This is a genomic window from Lysinibacillus sp. G1-3 (genome assembly GCF_056322905.1).
The window spans coordinates 185,403-204,443 of sequence record NZ_JBWHYQ010000003.1 but is presented as its reverse complement, the minus strand read 5'-3'; the positions used below and the strand labels follow the sequence as shown (position 1 = coordinate 204,443).

General features: G+C 39.0%; 16 protein-coding genes. 8 read left to right on the top strand and 8 right to left on the bottom strand.

What is annotated here, in order from left to right:
* Positions 1-431 precede the first annotated feature (431 nt).
* The 5 genes from ACVYAD_RS04335 (at position 432) to ACVYAD_RS04315 (ending at position 7,737) form a co-directional block, all read left to right on the top strand.
* Positions 432-4,043, top strand: coding sequence for a dynamin family protein (locus tag ACVYAD_RS04335; protein WP_476424830.1), 3,612 nt, complete (start codon positions 432-434; stop codon positions 4,041-4,043).
* Positions 4,044-4,053: 10 nt separating this feature from the next.
* Entirely contained in the window at positions 4,054-4,863 is an 810-nt protein-coding gene (locus ACVYAD_RS04330; RefSeq protein ID WP_349658831.1) for a sulfurtransferase, read from the top strand.
* Between the two features lie 137 nt (positions 4,864-5,000).
* On the top strand, positions 5,001-5,126 hold the full coding sequence (locus tag ACVYAD_RS04325) for a hypothetical protein (protein ID WP_476424828.1): 126 nt from the start codon (positions 5,001-5,003) through the stop codon (positions 5,124-5,126).
* A 174-nt stretch (positions 5,127-5,300) separates the two neighbouring features.
* Positions 5,301-6,131, top strand: coding sequence for an MBL fold metallo-hydrolase (locus ACVYAD_RS04320; RefSeq protein ID WP_476424827.1), 831 nt, complete (start codon positions 5,301-5,303; stop codon positions 6,129-6,131).
* Between the two features lie 403 nt (positions 6,132-6,534).
* Positions 6,535-7,737: an NAD(P)-dependent malic enzyme gene (locus tag ACVYAD_RS04315; protein WP_386827974.1), complete on the top strand. Its 1,203-nt coding sequence runs from the start codon at positions 6,535-6,537 to the stop codon at positions 7,735-7,737.
* Between the two features lie 60 nt (positions 7,738-7,797).
* Here the strand turns inward: ACVYAD_RS04315 and ACVYAD_RS04310 are convergent, their stop codons facing one another.
* The 3 genes from ACVYAD_RS04310 to gdhA all read right to left on the bottom strand — a co-directional run bounded on the left by ACVYAD_RS04310 (position 7,798) and on the right by gdhA (position 10,855).
* Entirely contained in the window at positions 7,798-8,451 is a 654-nt protein-coding gene (locus ACVYAD_RS04310) for a Yip1 family protein (RefSeq protein WP_349658827.1), read from the bottom strand.
* Positions 8,452-8,621: 170 nt separating this feature from the next.
* Positions 8,622-9,308 carry a phosphoribosylaminoimidazolesuccinocarboxamide synthase gene (locus tag ACVYAD_RS04305; protein ID WP_476424825.1) on the bottom strand — a complete coding sequence of 229 codons (687 nt, stop codon included), beginning with the start codon at positions 9,306-9,308 and terminating at the stop codon, positions 8,622-8,624.
* 173 nt (positions 9,309-9,481) lie between these two features.
* Positions 9,482-10,855 carry an NADP-specific glutamate dehydrogenase gene (gene gdhA / locus ACVYAD_RS04300; RefSeq protein WP_349658825.1) on the bottom strand — a complete coding sequence of 458 codons (1,374 nt, stop codon included), beginning with the start codon at positions 10,853-10,855 and terminating at the stop codon, positions 9,482-9,484.
* Between the two features lie 187 nt (positions 10,856-11,042).
* Here gdhA and ACVYAD_RS04295 point away from each other — a divergent pair, with 187 nt between their 5' ends.
* Both ACVYAD_RS04295 and ACVYAD_RS04290 read left to right on the top strand, forming a co-directional pair.
* Positions 11,043-11,516, top strand: a complete 474-nt coding sequence (locus tag ACVYAD_RS04295) for a YaiI/YqxD family protein (protein WP_197144149.1) — start codon at positions 11,043-11,045, stop codon at positions 11,514-11,516.
* The gene (locus ACVYAD_RS04290; RefSeq protein ID WP_476424823.1) at positions 11,506-12,846 is read left to right on the top strand and encodes a D-serine ammonia-lyase; all 1,341 of its coding nucleotides are present in this window, start codon (positions 11,506-11,508) and stop codon (positions 12,844-12,846) included. The genes ACVYAD_RS04295 and ACVYAD_RS04290 overlap by 11 nt, the downstream gene beginning before the upstream one ends.
* 128 nt (positions 12,847-12,974) lie before the next feature.
* On the opposite strand, the gene ACVYAD_RS04285 is transcribed toward ACVYAD_RS04290, so the two are convergent.
* The 4 genes from ACVYAD_RS04285 to ACVYAD_RS04270 form a co-directional block, all read right to left on the bottom strand.
* The gene (locus tag ACVYAD_RS04285) at positions 12,975-13,166 is read right to left on the bottom strand and encodes a hypothetical protein (protein WP_053482024.1); all 192 of its coding nucleotides are present in this window, start codon (positions 13,164-13,166) and stop codon (positions 12,975-12,977) included.
* A gap of 215 nt (positions 13,167-13,381) precedes the next feature.
* Positions 13,382-14,323: an alpha/beta hydrolase gene (locus tag ACVYAD_RS04280; RefSeq protein WP_476424821.1), complete on the bottom strand. Its 942-nt coding sequence runs from the start codon at positions 14,321-14,323 to the stop codon at positions 13,382-13,384.
* A 27-nt stretch (positions 14,324-14,350) separates the two neighbouring features.
* Entirely contained in the window at positions 14,351-15,424 is a 1,074-nt protein-coding gene (locus ACVYAD_RS04275; protein ID WP_476424820.1) for an LLM class flavin-dependent oxidoreductase, read from the bottom strand.
* A 22-nt stretch (positions 15,425-15,446) separates the two neighbouring features.
* The gene (locus tag ACVYAD_RS04270; RefSeq protein ID WP_476424934.1) at positions 15,447-16,625 is read right to left on the bottom strand and encodes an MFS transporter; all 1,179 of its coding nucleotides are present in this window, start codon (positions 16,623-16,625) and stop codon (positions 15,447-15,449) included.
* 291 nt (positions 16,626-16,916) lie between these two features.
* On the opposite strand from ACVYAD_RS04270, the gene ACVYAD_RS04265 reads away from it, so the two are divergent.
* Entirely contained in the window at positions 16,917-17,498 is a 582-nt protein-coding gene (locus ACVYAD_RS04265) for a TetR/AcrR family transcriptional regulator (RefSeq protein WP_386827980.1), read from the top strand.
* A 337-nt stretch (positions 17,499-17,835) separates the two neighbouring features.
* Here the strand turns inward: ACVYAD_RS04265 and ACVYAD_RS04260 are convergent, their stop codons facing one another.
* On the bottom strand, positions 17,836-19,017 hold the full coding sequence (locus ACVYAD_RS04260) for a pyridoxal-phosphate-dependent aminotransferase family protein (RefSeq protein WP_476424817.1): 1,182 nt from the start codon (positions 19,015-19,017) through the stop codon (positions 17,836-17,838).
* Positions 19,018-19,041 lie beyond the last annotated feature (24 nt).

Below are 19,041 nucleotides of genomic sequence, written 5' to 3'. Positions count from 1 at the left end.
ATGACCATAACGTGTGGGGAATTTCTGTTCAGGCTGGGCGTTATCCTGGTATAAGGTTTTAAGAAACATCATTACCTAGTAATAATGTGCCTATAATGCTTTAATTTTATAAATAAACAGGACGATATAGATGAATATGGCGTCTGAAATCCTGATATATATGCTTTTAATAGTAAATTAGTGTTATACTTTGCTTGTCGAATAAGGTAGAATATTAATTATGACTATCTTCATTCGTAAAAACTACTTCCTCTGAAGTTGTAAGATGAATACGGATATGGTTCCTTTCCAAATATCACTGATTGAAGATAAAACCTCCGGCGGATGTCACGGATTTTTAAAGGAGTGAGTTGTGCTCCACAATTCACAATCCGGACGCGATTACGCCAAGGCGAAATTGATTAATATGAATAAAGGGGTTACTGGTTTTTATGAAAGATTTTGAACAACAATTGGAGGCGCTTTTAAAGCAGGCTTCGTTACAATACATAATTTATCAGCATAATGGTGATACAGAGCGTATGGATAAGACATCACTTTTTGCACGTAAAATACAGCAAAAAGAATATGTTATTGGCTTTGCAGGCCATTTCTCTGCTGGTAAATCGAGTATGATTAACGCACTATCGGGTGAAGATTTACTTGCGGCAAGCCCTATTCCAACGAGTGCAAATATCGTCAAAGTCCATAAATCTGAAGAAGACTTTGCAATTGTCTATATGCATAATGAAAAGCCTGTAAAATTCGAAGCGGGCTATGATTTTAAAACAGTTAAAGAGCTAAGTAAAAATGGGGACCTAGTGTCACAAATTGAAATTGGTCATAGTACATCGACATTACCACTAGGTGTCACTGTTATGGATACACCAGGAGTTGACTCGACAGATGATGCACACCGTATGTCAACAGAGTCTGCTCTTCATATTGCTGATATCGTATTTTATACAATGGACTACAATCACGTGCAATCGGAATTGAATTTTCAATTTACAAAGCAATTAATGAAGTACAATCCAAACGTTTATTTAATCGTTAACATGATTGATAAGCATAAGGAAAATGAATTAAGCTTCGAGGAATTTAAAGCAACTGTTCACAATTCCTTTGCAGCTTGGGGCGTAGTACCAAAAGGCGTATTTTTTACTTCATTAAGAGAGCCGGAGCACCCTAATAACGATTTTACGGTCGTAAAGAAAATCGTTATGGATAGTATGAATGATTGGCAGGAGCAGCTTGTACAAACTGCATCAAATACATTGCGTTTATTACAAAGTGAGCATGACAATTATTTAACGGAAGAAAGACAGGATCGTTTAGACATTGATGAAGATGTATTAAGTGCCGATGACTGGGCAAACCATAAGGATATTTTAGAGCAGTACAATAAGCTAAATCGTCAAGTTGAACTGTTCTCAGTTGAGGCATGGAATGAAATGTTCGAAGAGCAACGTAAAGAACTTCTTGCGAATGCAGCTATTATGCCAGCAGATTTACGCGATAAATTACGTCTTTATTTAGAAAGTCAGCAGGAAGGTTTCAAGGTAGGGGGCTTATTTACTGCTAAGAAAAAAACAGAGGAAGAGCGTAACCGCCGTAAAGAGGATGCCTATAGTGCCTATCAGAATGTTGTTCATGCACAGATTACTGGACATTTAAAAGGGCTAATGAAAAAGGTGATAAAGGATGTTGGTGCGTTAAATGAAGAACGTGCTACAGCTATTGATGCCTACGCCTTTGATTTACCGTTCTCCCTTATTGAGCAGCAAGTACAAGTTGGCGCAATTTTAACAGGAGATGCTGTGTTGAATTTTGCCAACCGTGTGGCAGAAGCGACTAAGCGCTATTATATCCAGGAAACTGATAAGTGGAAAGATGCGCAAGCAACAACTTTAGAAGCAGTAGCTACAGAAACGGCTGCTCCATCTAAATTAAAAATGGCTGGGATGCAAGAGAAAGTTGATGCCATTCAAGCAGTGCTTGAAATCGAGGGCTATCAGCAATATAGTGCAAGTATTATGCATCAGGCTAGCAATGAAATACGTAAAATAGCCAATCAACAGCTGACAAATTGGGAGCATGCATTTAAGCAAGATTTAGCAGATATTCGATTATTTGACGAATCGATGTTAAAGCCAAAAGAGGAAGCGTTAATGGAGGAAGAAGCAGAGCAAGCAGTTAGTGCAACAAGTCTTCCTATTGAAGGTGTAGTGAAGCGTGCACTTCACACGGCAACTGCTGTAAAAGATGTACAAGGCTTTGCGGAAGTAGCAACTTACTTAGAAAATAAAGTAGAACGCTTACAGAAAAAGGATTTCACAATCGCGCTTTTCGGTGCATTTAGTGCAGGGAAATCTTCGTTCTCTAATGCGTTAATGGGTGCCAAGGTTTTACCTGTGTCACCAAACCCGACAACAGCGGCTATTAATAAAATTCGTCCTGTTTCACCAGATCATCCGCATGAAACAGCAGATGTCCAATTAAAAACAGCTGACCAAATGTTAGAAGATATTCAAGCTTCATATGCAGCGATTGGTTTATCGGTTTCTTCGTTAGAAGAAGCATTCAATCGTGCAGATGAGGGACTTGCGGTGCAACTATCTGACGAACGCTTAAATGTGCATAAATCATTTATTCGCGCATATAAAGAAGGGTTCCCAACTTTTAAGTCTGAGCTTGGACAAGTATTACGTGTAAACCGTGAAGAGTTCGAAAAATTTGTTGCGCAGGAAAATAAATCATGCTTTGTCGATAATATTGATTTCTATTATGACAGTCCGTTAACACGCATGGGTGTAACACTTGTTGACACACCAGGAGCAGATTCTATTAATGCGCGTCATACAGGTGTGGCATTTGAATATATTCGTAATGCTGATGCAATCTTGTTTATTACTTATTATAATCATGCTTTTGCAAAAGCGGACCGTGAGTTTTTAATCCAGCTTGGTCGTGTGAAGGATGCCTTCGAGCTTGATAAGATGTTCTTTATCGTCAATGCGATTGATTTAGCGACAACAGAAGAAGAACAGGAAGATGTAAAGGGTTATGTGCGTTCAGAATTACAACGCTTTGGCATTCGCTTCCCACGACTTTACGGTGTGTCTAGCTTATTAGCATTAAAGGAAAAAGTAGAGGGTGCGGATTTAACATCTGGTATGCCTCCTTTCGAAGATTCTTTCCACACATTCTTAAATGATGAATTAAGTGCATTGGCGGTTCAGGCACTTGCAGAGGAAGTCGATAAAACGGAGCAACGTTTAGGTGACTTAATTGCTCAAACAGAAGAGAACTTAAAGCGTAAGGATGAGCGTTTAGAGGAATTAACAACTCTTGAACAACATGTGAAATCGAAATTCAATTCGCTTAATACAAGTATGGTAGAAAGTGAAACGAAGCAAGAGCTTGATGAATTACTGTATTATGTTCTTCAGCGTGTGTACTATCGTTACCCAGAGTTCTTTAAGGAAGGCTACAATCCGTCAACATTTGCAGCAATGCCGGTTCAGCAAGCATTAGAGCATGCTTTAAAGGAAGTAATGCAAAGTTTACGATTTGATTTTACACAAGAAATGCGTGTAACGAACTTCCGTTTATCACAGTTTATTAGTAAAAAAATGCAACTGCGCTTTAAAGATGAAGTACGTGAGCTTAAAGAATTAAATCGAAGCTTCTCGTTTTTAGCGTTTGAATCTTCTGAGCCAGATTTACTTGATTTTGAAGGGCCATTTGCAGATATCACTAAATATTCAGGTGTGAAATCACACTTCCGTAATCAAAAGGCATTCTTTGAGAAAAATGAAAAAGTGAAGTTAAGTGAGGCGCTAGAGGCCTTAACAAAACCAGATGCGCAAGATTATTTAGATTCGCAAAAAGTATCTCTCATGGCATGGGCGATTACTTATATTGCGGAGGAAGCAGAGAAATTACGTCTGCATATTTATCATCAGGCACTTGAACAAATTGCAACAGAAAGACTTGCACTTCAGGAAGAAAGTCGTTTAGCTTCTTGGAAAGCAATCTATGCTCAATTACAATACGCATGAGGTGATTCATTTGGGAAAAGTATTCAAATCAGTTGAGGAAATTCAGTTTGATGAAGTCCGTTTCGTAGATGCCCGCTTTGATTTACAAAAGAAAGAGGCGGGTAGCAAAGCATTTGAAGAAGGGCATGCACCAGGAGCGATTTATATGGATCTAGAGCAGGATTTATCTGATATGGGGTCCGGCGATGGTCGCCATCCCATGCCGAATAAGGAAAAGCTATCCGCGGTATTTCAAGGATTGGGATTAAACTATGAGGATCAAATTGTCGTTTACGATCAAGGAGCGGCTCCATTTGCACCACGTGCTTGGTGGATGCTGACTTATGCAGGCTTTCCGAATGTAGTAATTGTGAATGGTGGCGCACCGGCTCTTGAAAAGAAAATACCTTTCACAAAAGACATTATCAAATATCCACCAACTACGATCGAATTTGTTTGGCGAGATGAACTATATGCTCCACGTGAAGCAGTGAAAGCAATTGTGGATGGAGAAGTTAATGCTACGTTGTTAGATGCACGTGCCGCAGCTCGCTATCGTGGTGAGATGGAGCCTCTTGATAGTGTAGCTGGGCATATTCCAACTGCGAAAAACTTTGACTGGGAACAGTTAAAATCAGACGGTCATTTGCAAGCGAATGATGCGTTACGTAGCAAGATTACTCGTGACGAGCATGTTGTGGTGTACTGCGGAAGCGGTGTTACAGCATCACCATTGTATGCAGTGCTAGCAGATGAAGGCTACGAAAATATTCAACTGTACGTAGGTAGCTATAGTGACTGGATTACACAATATGACGTTGAAAAAGGAACAAATGAATAAAAGATTATAGAAGAAACGCTCACTTTGGTGGGCGTTTTTGCTTTTATTGGAGTGGAAAAGGTGGAAAGCGGTCGAAGTGACGGAAAGAAAGGCGAGAGCGACGGAAAGAAGGGCGGAGGTGACGGATGGAAATCAGAGTGACGGAAAGAAGAGTCGAAGCGACGGAAAGAAGAGCGGAGGTGACGGATAGAAATCAGAGCGACGGAAAGAAGAGTCGAAGCGACGGAAAGAAAGGCGGAGGTGACGCATGGAAATCAGAGTGACGGAAAGAAAAGCAAGAGCAACGGAAAGAAAAGTCAGAGTCGTGGATAGAACCGTCAAAATGATGGAAAGCCCCGCTAGGGAGAAATTATACCAACGAACCGAGTTTTGACGGATTGTTCAAATGACTGAATATTCTTTTTATGCTAAACTCTTTTTACAAAGGGGGAGAAAGGATGCTTGAAAGAGAGAAAAGTATAGAAATTCAACGGAATCTTGATGTGCAATGTGCTCAAGGAAAAGTGGCGGTTCAGGGTATCGGCATGAGTGTATATAGCTTTTTTGTGGATGGGTTATTAATTGATACAGGCTCATACTCACTTTCGCAGGAGTTCCAATCTTTTTTTAAAGAATTACCGATTGAACAATTGGCGCTCACTCATTCTCATGAGGATCATTCAGGAAATGCAGCATGGATTCAGCAACATACGGGTGTACCTATCTATGTTCACCGTGATTCGGTGGGCATTTGTGCAAAAGATGGGGAGTATCCTTTTTATCGACAGGCATTATGGGGTGAGCGGCCAGCGTTTATAGCTCAACCGTTTGGCGATACGTTACAAACGAATTCAGCTACTTGGGATGTTATTGAAACGCCAGGACATACGACAGATCATGTATCATTTTATAATCGGGAAACAGGTGCTATGTTTACAGGTGATTTGTATATACAAACGAAAACTAAGGTTGTCCTTGATGAAGAAAATATCGTACATACCTTAGCGTCTTTGAAAAAAATAGTAAACTATGATTTTGAGGTAGTATATTGTTGTCATGCAGGCTTTATAGCGGATGGTCGAGCGAAAATACAAGAAAAAATTGCTTATTTAGAAGAGATGGAGGAGAATATAAGGCAACTGTTTCATAAAGGTTATTCGGTAGGCGAAATGACAAAATCAATTTTTTCTCGGGAATACCCGATTACAAAAGTATCAGGGGAACAATGGTCTTCTAAGCATATTATCACCGCATTTATAAATCAGTTTACGCAAGAGTCCTTGAAATAAGGGCTCTTTTTTGTTGATTAATGTAACACTGTTAAGGAATGAATATAATAAAAAACTATGTGAAAAAATGTGGAGAAAATGTGACGAAACTAGATAGGGTAATGGATGCGCTTACATAAGTTTGTGAAAAAAATCTCAATTACATAAGAAAAATACTATGTGAAAAGTTGAGCAGGTTTAATGCCGGTAGTTATACATTTATTGAAAGGACAATAGTTGTAAATTTTATATTGAAATAATTGATTGTGAAGGAAATAACATGACAAAAAACAGGAGTAGACGATTAAAAATAGCGCTATTTCAAAGAAAAAATAAAATTGACAGAAAATTCATTGACTTTACTTTCACAAAGTATTATGATTCTGAAATATATAATAATTCGAAAAGAAAAGGATGGGATTGAATGGACATTATGAAAAAGGCTTTAGAAATGCATGAGTATTATAGTGGGAAATTAGAGGTGATTTCTAAAGTACCTGTACAAGATTCATATGATCTAAGTCTTGCGTACTCTCCGGGGGTAGCTGCGCCTTGCGTAGAGATTGAAAGAAATCCATCGCTTGTTTACGACTATACAATGAAGGGGAATATGGTGGCTGTTGTTTCGGATGGTACAGCGGTGTTAGGATTAGGAGATATCGGTCCGAAGGCGGCGTTACCGGTAATGGAGGGGAAGGCGATTTTATTAAAGCGATTTGCTAATGTTGATGCTTTTCCTATTTGCTTAGATACGAAGAGTACAGATGAAATCGTCAGCATTGTGAAGGCGCTTGCTCCAACTTTCGGTGCTGTAAACTTAGAGGATATTTCTGCGCCAAGATGCTTTGAAATTGAAGATCGTCTGCGCCAAGAATGTGATATTCCTGTATTTCATGATGATCAGCATGGAACAGCGATTGTTGTAGGTGCAGGGATGATTAATGCCAATCGTATTGTGAAGAAAGATGTGGCAACGATGAAGGTTGTCATTAATGGTGCAGGAGCAGCGGGTATTGCTATTTTGCGTATTCTTGTGCAAATGGGCTATAAAAATATTTTCATGTGCGATACAAAGGGACTCATCTATGAAGGCCGCGCTGAAGGTATGAATCCGATTAAAGAAACGGTTGCCCATTTAACAAATCCAGAAAAAATACAGGGTACATTGGAGGATGCCATTAAAGGGGCTGATGTCTTTATCGGCGTATCTGTTGCCAATTTATTAACAGAAGCACATATTGCTTCAATGAATGAAGATCCGGTCGTGTTTGCACTTGCGAATCCTAATCCTGAAATTACGTATGAAAACGCTAAGGCATGGGGTGTGCGTGTTATGGGAACAGGACGCTCAGATTATCCGAACCAAATTAACAATGTACTCGCTTTCCCTGGTATTTTCCGTGGGGCATTGGATGTTCGAGCGACAGATATTAACGAAGCGATGAAGATAGCTGCAGTGGAAGCGATAGCGGCTCTTGTTAGTGATGAGGAATTAACCGAGGAATATATTGTACCTAAATCATTAGATGAGCGGGTTGTTGAAATTGTTTCGCAAGCTGTAAGTGGTGCAGCTGTTGAGTCAGGTGTGTCAGAGCTCTTCCAACAAAATACAGTGCTTTCAGTTTAACATTTATGTATACAAGTGAACCTAAAAAAGCTCCCACTCTCATAGAGAGGGGAGATTTTTTTACATCATTCCGAATAAAATGCCGAAAATGAAAAATAGAACAATAATAAGAATGATGAATAGTATAACGAAAATAATGGTTGGAATTAAGAGCGTTAAGAAGGCCATCCAATTCGGAATTTGATGTGCTTCGGCTACAATTCCTACTGTAATAACGAGGGACCAAATTACAACCACAAGGGTTAATAAAAGTGCTGGCCAAATAACCCAAGGATAAGTTCCAGCGAAGTCAGAATTCATTAAAGACTCAGGTGATGTAAATAACCAAATTAAATAAAAAGGAATTAGTACTATAAATGGGATAGAAGTTAAACTTAGCCCTTTGAATAAGTGGGAGTACGTGCCTGTTCCTTTAAAAAGTTTACCGAACAGCCAAGTGATTAGTGCAGAAAAAGCCGTGCCAATTATCCCTAAAATCGGTGCTGCAATAACACAAAAAATGACGATAAACCAAGGAGACACGTCTGACAAAAATGTACTATCAATAAGGTCTGAAAGTGTAACACCTAGATAACCAATTGACATGAGAAGAATCGCAAAACCTATTGATTTTTCTTCTATCATGTAACGGGTTGTTTTCTTTGGATGCAACCAAATAGACAAAAATGGATTAACCTTTGGCCTTTCTTGTGATGATTCATTATAGTTATCCATCAAATTACCTCCAAAATAATAGTAAAAATTTATGCGTATAATGAGTATACGGAATTACCTAGTGAAAAGTTTCGAAAGAAATCATTTTATTAACAAAAAGAGCCGCAAAAAAGCGACTCTTTTGATTACTCGTAACTACTCTTACATAGCATATTAATAGAATGGTTTTTTTATTCAGCTAACATAATTTTTTCAAGCTCTAATGGTTCTATGTATTGTTCGCCTTTGTAAGCGCGCATATTACCACCTGAAATTTCATCTATTAATAAAATTTCATTTGTTTGAGCATCACGGCCAAATTCTAATTTAATATCGTAAAGGGTTAACCCTTTTTTGGCAAGTTCTGCAGCAACAAATTTAGCAATTTCAATCGTGCGTTGTTTTAAAATTGCATATTCTTCGTGTGTTAACAGGTCTAACATTGCTAAAGCATCTTCAGAAATAGGAGGATCTAGTCGATCATCATCTTTGATGGTAACTTCTACGAAAGAATCTAAGTTTTGTCCTTCTTTCACGTAAGCACCATAGCGACGTAGGAAAGATCCTACTGCCTTGAAACGGCAAATGACCTCTAACCCTTTACCGAAAACAGTTGCAGGTTTTACCGTCATTGTTGCATCGTTGAAGTTTGCATCAACATAGTGAGTAGGAACACCTTGTTCGTTTAGTTTTGAGTAGAAATAAGAAGTTAAGCGAAGACCAGCCAAACCAGCACCGTCGATTGTTAATCCAACAGTATTAGCACCTGGGTCGAATACGCCGTTTTCACCAGTTACATCATCTTTAAATTTTAATAAGTAATGACCATCTTCTAACTTGAACACATTTTTCGTTTTACCTGTATACAATAATTCCACAAAAAACCCTCCAATATGTCGTAGTACTCCAATATTATAACACGAATGTTTTTATTGTTTAATAGTAAAATTGTTCGTTTTAATGTAAATTTCACGTGTATTTTAACATTTTTCTTATTAAAAAATAAGATGATAACGAATATTCGTTATCATCTTAGAGTGGGCTAAAGTTATTAATATACGCCTTCAGCAAGCATACCATCAGCAACTTTTACGAAGCCAGCGATGTTCGCGCCAACGACAAGGTTCCCGGGGTAACCATATTTTTCAGCAGCAGCTTTACTATCTGCGTAAATATTTTTCATAATTTCGTGTAATTTAGCATCTACTTTTTCAAATGACCAGAATACGCGACTTGAATCTTGCGCCATTTCAAGAGCAGATACTGCAACACCTCCGGCATTAGCCGCTTTTGCAGGACCGAATAATACGCCCGCATTTAAAAATTCGTTAATTGCTTCTAAATCTGATGGCATGTTTGCACCTTCACCAATAGCTTTTACGCCGTTTTCAATTAAAGTACGAGCCGAATCGCCATTAATTTCATTTTGAGTAGCACATGGAAGCGCGATATCACAAGGAATCGTCCAGATACCCGTGCAGCCTTCTTTAAATGTAGCATTTGGACGATAGTTTAAGTAAGTGGAAATACGATCGCCTTTTATTTCTTTAATTTCTTTAATTGCATCAAGGTCTAAACCTTCTGGATCGTAAATATAGCCTGAAGAGTCAGAGCAAGCAACAACTTTTGCACCATAGGATTGTGCTTTTTCAATTGCATATGTTGAAACGTTACCAGAGCCAGAAACTACAACTGTTTTACCCTCGAATGAATCGTTGGCATCTTGTAGCATTTCATTTACAAAATAAACAGTACCATAACCAGTTGCCTCTTTACGAGCTAAAGAGCCACCATAGCCAGGAATTTTTCCTGTTAATACACCAGATTCACTTGCTTTTGTTATACGCTTATATTGACCCCATAAATAGCCAACTTCACGAGCGCCAACACCGATATCACCTGCTGGAACATCGACATCAGGACCAATATGGCGGTATAATTCAGTCATGAATGCTTGACAGAAACGCATGATTTCTGAATCTGACTTACCTTTAGGGTCAAAGTTTGAGCCGCCTTTACCACCACCGATTGGTTGGCCTGTTAAAGCATTTTTAAAAATTTGTTCAAAGCCTAAGAATTTAATAATGGATTCATTTACGGAAGGGTGGAAGCGAAGGCCGCCTTTGTATGGCCCCATAACGTTATTGTATTGCACACGGTAACCACGGTTTACTTGAACTTGATTATTATCATCTTGCCAAGCAACACGGAAGGAAATGATTCGATCTGGCTCAACGATACGAGATAAGATATTGGCTTTTATATATTCAGGGTGTTGTGCAAATACAGGCACTAATGAAATAAAAATTTCTTCAGCTGCTTGTAAGAACTCTGCTTGATAACTATTTTGGTTTTTTAGTTGCTCAAATACGCCATCAACGTATTCTTTTGCTAATTGTTCGTTGCTTACAGTTACAGTTGTCATAGTAAAAAACCTCCAGTTAGTTGATAGGTGTATCGTATATCTATTTTTCACACTATTCAATAAAATACTTTTTTTAACAGTCTTAAGTTTGTGAAAAATTGAACAAATGGGAGTAAGAATTTATTATATTGAAATTATAATAGTGTGATTGATCTATCTAATTATGAGAAAGGAATGATGCTTTATTGTGAAGGTTTTAATTGACGCTGATGCTTGTCCAGTCGTGGATTTAGCACTATCCATATCATCTGAGTTTGAGATTGAAACAATCTTGTTTTGCGATACATCCCATCGTGTTGAACGTGATAATGTAATAACAATTATTGTTCCTAAGGGGCCAGATTCGGTTGATTTTACGCTAGTGAATGCGCTTTCAAAACATGATATTGTCATTACACAGGATTACGGGTTAGCAGCAATGGTTTTGGCAAGAGGTGGTTATCCAATCGATCAAAATGGACGAGAGATGTCCGATGAAAATATCGAACGTTTGCTCGATATGCGCCATGTTGGACAAAAAATTAGACGTGCAGGTGGACGTACGAGGGGACCGAAAAAACGAACACAAGAAAACAATATTTCGTTCGAATTGAAATTTCGACAAATTTGTGAACGAGCGATTTTAGCTCAAAAAGTGGAGGAATCTAAAGGTGAAAAATGAACTTAAACACGAACTATTTAACCGATTTTCGAGATTAGAAGAGCTAGCGAATCATGAAACTGTGCTATGGGAAAATACAAATCGAAAAAAAAAGGGGGAAACCAATCTTTTTTCAATGGAAGAGGTTGAGGAAGCGGAAGAATCACTTAAACGTTTTTCTTCCTATTTAACTATTGCATTTCCTGAGCTTTTGGAAAGTAAAGGACTTATTGAATCACCTATACAAGACATAGCTTTGATAAAGAAAGCTCTTGAAAAGGAATTTGACGTTTTAATACCAGGTCAGTTGATCTTAAAATGTGATCATACCTTGCCAATTTCAGGCTCTATTAAAGCTCGTGGGGGTATTTTTGAAGTATTAAGGCATGCAGAGCGCCTTGCCATCGCTAGTGGCAAACTAACAAAAGAGGACAATTATGCAGTGTTGGCAACAGATGATTTTCAATCATTCTTCCAGCAATACACAATTGCCGTAGGTTCTACAGGTAATTTAGGATTAAGTATCGGCATTATGGGCAAAAAACTCGGCTTTAATGTCGTTGTACATATGTCGAGTGATGCAAAAAAGTGGAAAAAAGCATTGCTGCGTGAAAAAGGTGCGACAGTGATTGAATATGAAGCTGATTATAGCGTCGCTGTGGAACAAGGGCGTCGAGAAGCTGAACTAGACCCTAAGTGCCATTTCATTGATGATGAGAATTCGAAGGACTTATTTGCTGGCTATGCAGTGGCGGCGAAACGTTTAAAAGCTCAGTTTGAAAACACGAATGTTACAGTAGATGAAGCCCATCCATTGTTCGTGTATTTGCCGTGTGGTGTAGGTGGTGGACCAGGCGGTGTTGCATACGGCGTACGTGAAATTTTTGGAGAACATGCCCATATTTTCTTCGCTGAGCCCGTAGCTTCTCCTTGTATGACAATTGGTTTAATGACAGGTTTACATGACGCCATCAGTGTAGAAGATATTGGTCTTGATAATAAAACTGAAGCAGATGGCCTTGCTGTTGGCCGCGCGTCTAAGTTCGTTGGGAAAGTAATGGAAACTTATATTAGTGGCTGTTACACGGTAAAAGATGAGGAATTATTTAAATCGCTTGCAATAACTATGGAAGTTGAAGAGTTATTTTTAGAGCCGTCTGCACATGCAGGGATGTTCGGACCAATTCAATTAATGAAAAATGGACAAAGTTATTTAGAAAAGCATGATTTAGTTAATAAGATGGAGCAAGCTACCCATCTTGTTTGGGCAACAGGTGGAAGTATGGTGCCGGTGGAAATGCGTGAGGAATACATGGCAAAGGTAGTGCAAGCAGCAAGAATTGATGATTAAGGTAGTTAATAAGAAAACGCAAGAATGCGATCGGAATTAACATTCTTGCGTTTATTACTTTTAAAAAATTGATCTCAAATATTTATTCATTAATGGCAATTATTAAAAGTGTTTTTGCTCATTGAGAGTTATTTATATAAATAGTCCAACGCTTGATAATCTTGCTGATAGCGTCCACCGTCCGCTACTTCAGCGTGATATAGCGCTTTTAAAGCATAATTTTTTTGCAAATCCATTTCGGCCATTAACTCTTTTAGGCGATCATGTAATTCACGGTTTTCTTTCACAAGTTGCTGCATTTGTGGTTTAAAATATTTCATACTGTCAAACTCCTCAATTTATAACGTGCTTATTAGTATAACACTTTTAGCTTTTGAAAATGCACTTATATTCATAATTCTAGCTTTAAAAGATTATTCAGTCGATCATACAATGAAATATTGGCCTAAATGGCAATTTTACTTAGGTTTATCGTTCTCTTACGCAGTTAAATCAGTCAGAGAGGGCTTCATTTAAAGATTAGGGCTATTCGATATTAAGAATAAAGAGCGCGTGCCATAGCATCTAAATAATTCTGACTAGCTCGTTGACTTACTTCCGCATTTGGCACAAAGACTTCAAAGCAATGGAAGCTACCAGGGTAGAGGTGGAATTCAACATCTACTCCTGCTTGGGCAAGACGTGTCACGTATTCAATGGTTTCATCTCGGAATATATCGAGTTGACCTATACATGTATAAGTTGGAGGTAATCCTGCTAAGTTATCTGCTCTTGAAGGGACCGCGTATGGAGATAGCTCATGGGTGTCCTTTTCCTCACCTAAATACATACGCCAAGCGGTTAAATTATTAATTCTACTCCACGTTGCATGATCCTCGGTAATCTCGTAGCTAGAAGGTGCTTCATTTCGGTTATCGAGCATTGGATACAGTGGCATCTGGAATATAATTGAAGGTCCTTCTTTATCGCGAGCCATTAATGCTAGAGCTACTGTTAGCCCTCCGCCACCACTTGCGCCTGCAATCGCCACCCGTTTGACATCGATGCCAAGTGCAGATGCCTCAGTTGTCATCCATACTAACCCTGCATAACAATCTTCTATAGCTGCCGGGTAGGGATGCTCAGGAGCGAGTCGATAATCTACCGAAACGACAACGCAATTAGCAGTCTGAACAAAGCGTTCACATAAAATATCATCCATATCAGAGTGTCCCATAACGAAACCACCGCCATGAATCCAAAGCATCGCTGGAAGCTGGTTGATATTTCGTTCAACAGGTTCATAAATTTTAACCAACATCTCGTTTCCATCACCTCTGGGAATCATACGATTTGATGTGTGTACTAGTTCTGACTTCTTCGAAGGTGGGGTGGACAAGAGATTTCGACTCCATGCTAAATCTTTCTCCAACCGAAACCCTGGAAATTGGGAGTAAGCCTGTCTTAATTCTGGTAAGACTCGGTTGTTGATCGTCATATAAATTCCTCCTGTTAAAAATATATCTTAAAGAAATGGAAGCCCTTCTAGTGCCATTTTCGCCTCCCATTTGGCAACTTCCTCACGTACACGAGGAGCAACTTTTGTTCCGAGCAATTCTATAGCTTGCATAACTTGATCGTGTGGCATTGTACTTAATGGTACATACAGCATAAAACGTGTAATCCCTACGTATTTACGAAGATGGATGATTTTTTCAGCAACTGTATCTGGATCACCTACATATAACGCCCCTTCAAAACTTCGTGCAGCATCATAGCTAGAGCGATCATAATATCGCCAACCCCGTTCTTTGCCCAATTTATTCATGCCCGCTTTTGTTGAGGGGAAAAATGTATCCGCTGCCCATTCAGTATTCGGGCCAACAAAACCAATTGAATGAGATCCCACCTGAAGGTTTGATAGATCATGCCCTGCTTGAACAGCTGCTTTTTTATAGAGCTGTACGATAGGTGCAAACTGCATTGGACTGCCACCAATGATTGCTAGCATAAGTGGTAATCCTAAAAGTCCTGCACGGATGGCAGATTGTTGATTTCCTCCACTACCAACCCATATTGGTAAGGAGCTTTGAACAGGTCTTGGATACACACCTAAATTATTGATTGCTGATCGATGTCTACCTTCCCATACTACTTTTTCTGACTCGCGAATTTTGAGAAGTAAGTCCAGATGTTCCTCAAATAGTTCATCATAATCATTTAAATTGTAGCCAAACAAGGGGAAGGATTCGATAAAGGAACCCCGACCGGCCATAATCTCAGCGCGTCCATTTGATAGTCCGTCTAATGTGGAAAAATCCTGAAAGACACGTACGGGATCAGCTGAAGATAGAACTGTTACTGCACTTGTAAGCCTAATCTTTTTTGTTTGTAGAGCTGCAGCAGATAGCACCATTGCTGGAGAGGCTGCAGCATAATCTTCTCGATGGTGCTCGCCGACACCAAACACATCCAGCCCGACTTGATCTGCAAGAATGATTTCTTCAACCACTTCACGAAGACGTTGTGCATGACTAATCACTTCACCACTATGAACATCTGGTTTTGTTTCTACAAAAGAGGTAATTCCTATTTCCATTTGTTATCTCTCCTTGTCAAAATTAATAATTTGTAAACTTTTTAGTTGTAACCCAAAAAATAAGGGAAATTGCACTGATTAAAGCTCCGAGGAAACAAACTCCTTCCCAACCAAAGTGTGCATACATCTGTGTAGAAGCGATTGAGCCACCGGCACTTCCGATGGAATAAAACATCATATATCCAGCAGTAAGTCGACTCCGTGCCTCTGTACGTAATGGAAGAATCATCGTCTGATTAGTGACATGTACTGCCTGTACGGCCAAATCAAGCAATACAATACCTACAATTAATGCCAATAAAGACTGTTCTAGATAGTTGATAAAAAACCATGAAATGAGTAAAAGAACTAAAGCAATACCTGTCGTTCTTTGTCCGTAACTTCGATCAGCCAGTTTTCCGGCCTGTGCAGCAGCTAGTGCACCAGCCACACCAACGAGGCCAAATGCGCCAATTACACTATGTGAAAGAGCTAATGGTGGCGCACTAAGTGGCAGAACAAGTGAAGTCCACAAAATACTGAAATCAGCAAAAATTAGCATGGCTAGAACTGAGCGGATACGTAATGTTCTTTCTTGCATAAACAGAGTGAACACTGATTTAATTAGCTGATGATAGGGGAGTGATCTTACTTCACGCTCAACCTTTGGTAAGACCTTCAGAAACATACAAACCATTACAAGCATAAGGATGGCAGAGACTAGATAGACGGAGCGCCATCCTGTAAGGTCTGTTAATAGACCAGCGAAGGTTCGAGCAAGCAAAATGCCAATGACGATTCCGCTTGTAACAATACCAACAACGCGTCCACGTTCTGTAGGGGAAGCCATAGTTGCTGCAAACGCCACAAGTGTCTGCGTCACAACTGTAAGTAGACCTACTAAGGCCATACCTGTAAAAAGCACCACGCTAAAAGAAGCGGTACTAACTATAACCAATGCTGTTGTGGATAATAGGATCTGTCCGATAATCAAGCGTCGTTGGTTTAGTAAATCTCCAAGAGGCACCAGAAGTAATAAGCCTAACCCATAAAAGATCTGCGTAATGGTAATTACAATACCTATTGTTGAGTGATCAATATTAAATTCATTAGACAATTGATCAAGCAACGGCTGTGCGAAATAAATATTGGCCACAGACATTCCGCAGGCAGTTGCGAATAATAAAGTTACAGTTCTAGACATAGAAGGTTGTAGATTCATCACAGATGCATCCACTTCTTGCCTCAGATCATTGTCCACACCATTTCCTCCGTTCGTTATTAGACTTTAATCATAACATACCGTTCGGTACAATATGAATATTGGTAAATATATCTTAGCTCTGTTCATAATGTCAAGGATTTATTTGAAATTATTTTACTTCCCATTTACCTATTACAATGAAAATTGACAATAAATGCAGCTGATTATACAATATTTACATACTGTTTGGTATTTTAAATTTCAAAGTGACAAACTCACTAACTCTTAAACAATGGAGGTGGATTTTTTATGGCAAGAACCCGTGAATTTGATGAGGAAAAAGTTTTAGAGGCTGCCATGCAGTTATTTTGGGAGAAGGGCTATGAAGCTACTTCTTTAAGTGATCTCACTGCTAGAATGGGGATTCAACGTCCGAGTATTTATTCAACCTTTGGTGATAAGAAAGAACTATTCGAAACAGCACTTCGTAGGTATACGACATCTCGTGCAGCTGAAATAAGAGCTAGACTTCAAGGTCATTCTTCTGTAAAACAGGCATTTGCTAATTTTTTTGAAGAAGTGATTGCTGCTGAATATACGAAAGATCTTAGTAACGGCTGTTTTTGCATCAATACAATGGTTGAACTAGCTCCTCATGATGAGAGATTTGAAATCTTAACGAGAGAACATCAACTTTATTTAGCCGTCATTTTTCAGGAGACAATTGAACGAGGAATTCAATCGGGTGAGTTAGAGAAAGAAACGGATGCGAAGTCTTTAGCGCAGGCTCTAATTGTGGCGTTAATTGGATTAACAGTCATGATGAAATCTCAACCACAAAAATCATTTATTGACAATGCAATCGCAACAACTCTCACATTACTCAAATAAAATTTGTAAACTATTTATTTACGAAGAAAGTGAAATCGACGAAGCGATTTCACTTTTTTCACTTCTTCTTGAGACTATTTATCTCCCAGCCCCAATATAAAAAACTATAACAAAAAGTTTGTTTCGGATTCATTGAAACTAAAGGGATTAAATTTATGAAATTAACTCAAATAAATGAACAAACCTCCCAATCCATACACAGATTTGAAGGTTTGAAGCTTTATCCCATATTACAAGCAGTAAGAGTGAAAACAACCAGTTTGATGTGAGAGATAAACTGCTTGCATAAGCCCGATACGTAAAGACTAACCTCTGGGGATGAAGACGACCCCGCTGATTAAAGTTTCACTTTATTGTGGCAATGTTTTCGCTGAGCGGATAAAAATACTTCCTGTGCTGCCCGCACACCTGCACCTAGCTCAAAGTCATATTCAAAGTCTTGCAGTGCTGCCTCTATTAAAGAAATAGCCTGTAAAATATCACTTGGGAAACAATAGCCCATATGACCGAATCTAAAAATTTTACCCTGCAAATGACCAAGTCCTCCAGCGAAATCTAAATGATATTGCTGCTTTAAATGCGACAAGAAGTCTCCAAGTGCTATTCCTTTTGGTGCCATAATTGCTGTAATGGTCGGAGAAGCATGCTCATCAGTAGTGAGAAGTTCAATATTAAGGGCGTTCATTGCGTGACGAACCATGTTTTTCATTAGTTCATGGCGAGCAATTGTATGTTCAATGCCTCCTTCTTCCTCTATAAGCTTACATACCTCGTGGAGTCCATATATTAGTGTGACAGTAGGCGTATTTGGAGTCATTCCTTTTTCTGCCCAGCTACGATAGCTCAATAAGTTTAAATAATAAGATGGTGTTTTATTTTCTTCAATAACTTTCCAAGCTCTTTCGCTTACACTGACTAAGGAAAGTCCAGGAGGTAGCATCATGGCTTTTTGAGAGCCCGTAACAAGAACATCGATGCCCCAAGCATCCATTTCAGCAGGAGCTCCACCTATGCAACTAACACCATCGACAATACATAATGCATCCGTTTCTTCACGAACAACTTCTGCTAATTCAGCAATTGGGTTTATGATCCCAGTCGAAGTTTCATTATATGTGATAAAAACAGCTTTAATATCTTGTAACGGCTGCAAAAATTCTCGTAGCTCTTTAGCTGTGCAAGCTTGTCCCCATTCTTTTTCAAGCTTATGTACATGAAAGCCATATTTCTCACAAATTGAAACGAAATAGTCTCCGAAAGCTCCGACAGTGATTACAACAACATTTTCACCTGCAGAAACAGTGTTAATCGCTGCAGCTTCTAAAGCAGCCGTACCACCTGATGGAAGGAGTAAAATATCCTGTTTTGTCCCGAAGACAGGTTTTACTAATTCAATGGTTTCGCGGTAAAGCTCCACAAATTCATTGCTTCGATGACTGATAATATCACGATTCATCGCAAGCTGAACCTTTTTTGGGATAGGAGTAGGCCCAGGGTGTCTTAAAATATTTTCATACACTATCATCAAACCCCTTTGCATTAA